The sequence below is a fragment of the Candidatus Symbiopectobacterium sp. NZEC127 genome, from assembly GCF_025962675.1.
In the GTDB taxonomy this organism is placed as follows: Bacteria; Pseudomonadota; Gammaproteobacteria; order Enterobacterales; family Enterobacteriaceae; genus Symbiopectobacterium.
In genome coordinates this window covers 1-546 of record NZ_JAGFPG010000083.1, presented here as the reverse complement: position 1 = coordinate 546, position 546 = coordinate 1, and the positions used below count along the sequence as shown (strand labels likewise).

The 546-nt window shown below is 39.7% G+C and carries 1 protein-coding gene; it reads right to left on the bottom strand.

Annotated elements, in window-relative coordinates; all coding sequences use genetic code 11:
- Positions 1-87: 87 nt before the first annotated feature.
- Positions 88-546, bottom strand: a 459-nt coding sequence (locus J5069_RS24035) for a hypothetical protein (protein ID WP_264646150.1), incomplete at its 5' end; no start/stop codon positions are given.

The window sequence follows — 546 nt, the reverse complement described above, 5'->3', positions numbered from 1 at the left end:
TTTTTTCATCATTAGTGATGATGCCCGTTTTGCCAAACACATAGATCTTTTCGGGCAAGGACATTGTTGAATGTGTTACTTTGTCAGCTATTGAATAGGCTGCTTCTCTGATCTCTCGACGGTTTTTTTTTCGTTATTATCGGCATGGTGCCGGTAATCTGGTGTAGCCGCCACTTTGACGGGTAAACGTTCATTTAACGGCAGGAGTGTTTGGTTATATTGTCCTAATGGCTGTGGAGGCGGGGAGATATCGGTATTTTCGCCCGCAAGTACTGTGTGTGCACGAACGTGATTCAGTAATAGTATAAAGCATATTATTTTTTTTAATTGTAAACGGCGTTCTCTGTGCTGACAAACGTGATATGAGGGTACGATATCTTTGATATTCAGCGTGAGTGATTTTTTTTGAATCGTATTATTTACGGTGTTTGATACTCTCTTATTGCACCGTCTTTCGTTTGCTTCCATTTTACCATGATGATAATTCCCTATGCTCATTCTATGTTGATTTATGGTTATTGCCATTAAGGGGGATCTCCTTTTAAG